The following is a 4,337-nucleotide window of genomic DNA, read 5'->3' on the forward strand; positions in this document are numbered from 1 at the left end:
GTCCACCGCCCGCGCCCCGGACGCCGCTTCCGTCCCGGACCGGGACGGCGGTGGCCGTGGCGGGCGCCGGCCGGTGGTCGATCATCAGCACCGCGACCAGCGCGGCCACCAGCAGGACGCCCATCGCCACCCAGGTCGCGACGACGTAGCCGTGCACCGCGCCCTGCGCCCGCACCGCGGGATCGGAGGCGATCCGGGTGGCCAGGAAGCTCGCCGTGGCGCTCGCGGCGACCGTGTTCAGCAGCGCGGTGCCGACCGAACCGCCCACCTGCTGGGCCGAGTTGATGGTGGCCGAGGCCGCTCCGGCCTCGTTCGGGGCGACCCCGAGGGTGGCCAGGCTCATCGCCGGCATGAACACCAGGCCCATGCCGAAGCCGATCAGCAGCTCGGCGGGCAGCACCATGCCCGCCCACGGGCTGTCCACCCGCATCTGGGTCAGCCAGGCCATGCCGCCCGCGGCGAGCAGCAGCCCGGGGCCGATCAGGTCCCTGGACGGCACCCTGGTCATCATCCGGGCCGCGAAGCCCGTCGAACTCAGCACGATGGCGGCCGTCATCGGCAGGAAGGACAGCCCGGACACGATCGGCGAGAAGTGCTTGATGGCCTGGAGGTAGTAGGTCAGGAACAGGAACAGGCCGAACATGCCGACCATCGCCAGGCCCACCGACAGGGCGCCGCCACCGCGGTTGCGGTCGGCGACGATGTGCATCGGCAGCAGCGGGTGCGCGGTGCGGCGTTCGACCAGGACGAACAGCCCGAGCAGCGCCACGCCCACGACCAGCGGGCCGATCACCAGGCCGTCGCCCCAGCCCCGCGTCACGGCCTCGGAGGTGCCGTAGACGATCGCCAGCAGGCCGCCGCAGCCGAGCAGCGCCCCGGGCAGGTCCAGCCGCATCCGGCGGCCCTTCTCGACGTGGTCGCGCCGCAGCACGGTGAACGCCGCGAAGGCGGTGACGGCGGCGATCGGCACGTTGACGAACAGGCACCAGCGCCAGTCCAGGTACTCGGTCAGCAGACCGCCGGCGATGAAGCCGATCGCGGAGCCGCCGCCGGCGATGGCACCGAAGATGCCGAAGGCCGTACTGCGCTCCCTGGGATCGGAGAAGGTGGTGGAGAGCAGCCCCAGCGCGGAGGGGGCGAGCAGGGCGCCGAACGCGCCCTGGAGGGCACGGGCGCCGAAGAGCATGGCCGGGCCGACCGCCGCGCCGCCGAGGGCGGAGGCGAGGGCGAAGCCCAGCAGGCCGACGGTGAAGACGCGCTTGCGGCCGAAGAGGTCGCCCACGCGCCCGCCGAGCAGCAGCAGGCCGCCGAAGGCGAGCGTGTAGGCGGTGATCACCCACTGCCGGTCGGCGTCCGAGATGCCCAGGTCCCGCTGGGCGGACGGCAGTGCGATGTTCACGATGGTGATGTCGAGCACGATCATGAGCTGGGCGGTGGCGATGACCGCCAGCGCCCACCAGCGGCGACGGTCCGTGGTCCCATGACCGGTTGCGGGTTGCGCAGACACGGTTCGAGCCTTCCGGAGTGGTGACGGAGAGGTCACGCAGTCGCCTTCCAGCCAAACCCCGCTCCGGACGAATGGCAAGGAAAAACCTCACCAAATCGGACCTGTGGGACAAAAGAACCAGGCCCCCGGGACTCGGGACCGAGTCCCGGGGGCCTGGTTCCGCGGCCTCGGGTCAGAGCGCCGAGAGCTCCGCGACCAGGTCGTCCAGCCCCAGCGAGCCCTGCGAGAGCGCCGCCATGTGCCAGGCCTTGAGGTCGAACTCCTCGCCGCGCGCCTCGTGCGCCGCCTTCGCCGCCGCCCGGCCGCGCAGCCAGGCGCGCTCGCCGAGCTTGTAGCCGATCGCCTGGCCCGGCAGGCCCAGGTAGCGGACCAGCTCGCTGTCCAGGAAGTCGGCGGACAGGCCGCAGTACAGGCCGAAGAACTCCCGGGCGTACTCGGGGCTGACCGGCTCGCCCGGCCGGTACGGGGAGTCCGCCGGGAAGTCCAGGCCGACGTGCATGCCGATGTCGACGATGACCCGCAGCGCCCGCATCATCTGGGCGTTGAGGTAGCCGAGCCGGTGGCCCGGGTCGGTGAGGTAGCCGAGCTCGTCCATCAGGCGCTCGGCGTACAGCGCCCAGCCCTCCATGTTGGCGCTCACCCCGCCGAGGCTCACCTGGTAGGTGGAGAGCCGGTCGGCGACGTAGTTCCACTGCGCGAGCTGGAGGTGGTGGCCGGGCACGCCCTCGTGGTACCAGGTGGAGACCAGGTCCCAGACCGGGAAGCGGTCCTTGCCGAGCAGCGGCAGCCAGGTCCGCCCGGGGCGGCTGAAGTCCAGCGAGGGCGCGGTGTAGTACGGCGCGGCGGCGCTGCCGGCCGGGGCGATCCTCGACTCGACCCGGGTGACCGGCTCGGCCAGGTCGAAGTGGGTGCCCTGGAGGTCCCGGACGGCCTGGTCCATCAGGCCCTGGAGGTACTCCCTGGCCGCCTCGGCGCCCTCGATGGCCGGGCCGTCGGACTCCAGCCACTGCATGGCCGCCAGCGGTCCCGCGCCCGGCAGGACCTTCTCGGCCTCGGCCTCCATCTGCGCCAGCAGGTCGTGGAACTCGCTCCAGGCCCAGGCGTAGGCCTCGTCCAGGTCCAGGTCGGCGCCGGTCCAGTAGCGCACCCAGCGGGCGTAGCGCTCCCGGCCCGCGGTGTCCGAGGCGCCGGCCACGGCCGGGCCGTACACGTCGCGCAGCCAGTCGCGCAGTTCGGCCAGCGCCGCGTCGGCGGCCGCCGCGTGCTTCGACAGCTCGGCGCGCAGGCCCTCCGGAGCGCCCTGCGCGAACTGCCCGAACCAGGCACCGGGCGCGCCCTCGGCGGACGCGTCCTCGCCCAGCCACTCGGCGAACTGCCCGAGCACCGTGGCCACCTGGCGCGGGCCGGACAGCAGCCCGCGCTCGACGCCCCCGGCCAGCGTCTGCCGGTACTGCTCGAACGCCACCGGGACCTTCGCCAGCCGGCGGCCGACCACCTGCCACTCGGCCTCGGTGTCGGTGCCCATCAGGGTGAAGGACTCCCGCAGGTCGTGCACCGGGGAGCCGAGGTTGCGCAGCGAGCGGAAGTGCTCCCCCGCCGCGTGGACGGCGAGTTCGGCGCTCAGCCGCTCGCGCAGCAGCCGGGCGCAGCGGCGCTCCGCCTCGTCCTCGGCGGCGCCGGCCCGCTCGGCCTCGTCGAGCTTCGCCAGGGTGCGGCGGGCCAGGTCGGCCAGCGCTTCGGAGCCGGCCGGGGAAAGGTCGGGAAGTCGGTCGTCATCGAGGTTGAGGCCGAGGTACACCGCGGTCAGCGGGTCGAGTTCGGCCAGTTCGCGGACGTGGTCGTCGGCAATGCGGCGAGGGGTGGCGCCGTCGGCGGTGATCAGTTCTTCACGCATTCGGACATCATTTCGCGGTCCGCCGGCTTTGCAACCCCTTTGCCACCGGCCCCGCCTGCGAAAATCCGTTCGGCGCGACAGGATCCGATCCGTCCGACGCCCATTACGCTGGCCGCCATGGACGCCCGCCCCGCCCCGGCAACCGGTCAGCCGCCCGCCCCGGCCGTACCCGAGCCGCGCCCGCGCCGCAGCGGCTACCGGCGGCTGCCGGTCCAGCAACGGCGCGAGCAGCTGATCGCGGTCGCCCTGGAGCTGTTCGCCGCCAGGCCGCCCGAGGAGGTGAGCCTCGACGACGTCGCCGAGGCCGCCGAGGCCTCCCGCCCGCTGGTCTACCGCTACTTCGCGGGCGGCAAGCAGCAGTTGTACGAGGCCGCGCTGCGCTCCGCGGCGGACGAGCTGACCAGCCGCTTCGCGGTGCCGGTGACCGGGACGCCGTCCGAGCAGCTGTCGGCGGTGCTGGACGGCTACTTCGCGTTCGTGGCCGAGCACGACGCGGGCTACTCGGCGCTGCTGCGCGGCGGTTCGGTGGTGGAGACCGCCCGCACCTCGGCGATCGTGGACGACGTCCGGCGGGCGGCGCTGCGGCGGACGCTGCGCCACCTGGGAGTGCGGGAGGCCGGGCCGCGGCTGACGCTGCTGGTGCGCTCGTGGATCGCGGTCGTCGAGGGCGCGTCGCTGAGCTGGCTGGACGAGGGGCGCACGCTGCCGGTGGCGGAGCTGCGCGACTGGCTGGTGGACCAGTTCACCGCGATGGCGGCGGCGACGGCGCTGCACGATCCGCAGACGGCCCGGGTGCTCACGGGGCTGCTCGCGCTGGAGGGGCCGCAGGCCGATCGGGCCGAGCGGCTGCGCGCGGTGCTCGGGCAGGAGTGAGGGCGGGCGCGGGGACGGGCGCGACGGGCGTGGCGACGGGCGCGAGCACCGGCGTGCGTGCGG

Annotated in this window: 3 protein-coding genes; 1 reads left to right on the forward strand and 2 read right to left on the reverse strand. The window is 74.0% G+C overall.

Annotated elements, in window-relative coordinates:
* The coding region (locus BU198_RS00375) for an MFS transporter (protein ID WP_317619890.1) at positions 1-1,507 on the reverse strand (1,507 nt) is incomplete at its 3' end.
* A gap of 172 nt (positions 1,508-1,679) precedes the next feature.
* Positions 1,680-3,401 carry a DUF885 domain-containing protein gene (locus BU198_RS00380; RefSeq protein WP_188294767.1) on the reverse strand — a complete coding sequence of 574 codons (1,722 nt, stop codon included), beginning with the start codon at positions 3,399-3,401 and terminating at the stop codon, positions 1,680-1,682.
* A gap of 117 nt (positions 3,402-3,518) precedes the next feature.
* On the opposite strand from BU198_RS00380, the gene BU198_RS00385 reads away from it, so the two are divergent.
* The gene (locus tag BU198_RS00385) at positions 3,519-4,274 is read left to right on the forward strand and encodes a TetR/AcrR family transcriptional regulator (RefSeq protein WP_188294768.1); all 756 of its coding nucleotides are present in this window, start codon (positions 3,519-3,521) and stop codon (positions 4,272-4,274) included.
* Positions 4,275-4,337: the final 63 nt, after the last annotated feature.

The organism is Streptomyces sp. CBMA156, from assembly GCF_014596515.1.
GTDB lineage: Bacteria > Actinomycetota > Actinomycetes > Streptomycetales > Streptomycetaceae > Kitasatospora.

Bases quoted from the DNA above. Each gene is read 5' to 3' on its own strand.
- BU198_RS00380 (WP_188294767.1), bottom strand. From the start codon at position 3,401: ATGCGTGAAGAACTGATCACCGCCGACGGCGCCACCCCTCGCCGCATT.
- BU198_RS00385 (WP_188294768.1), top strand. From the start codon at position 3,519: ATGGACGCCCGCCCCGCCCCGGCAACCGGTCAGCCGCCCGCCCCGGCC.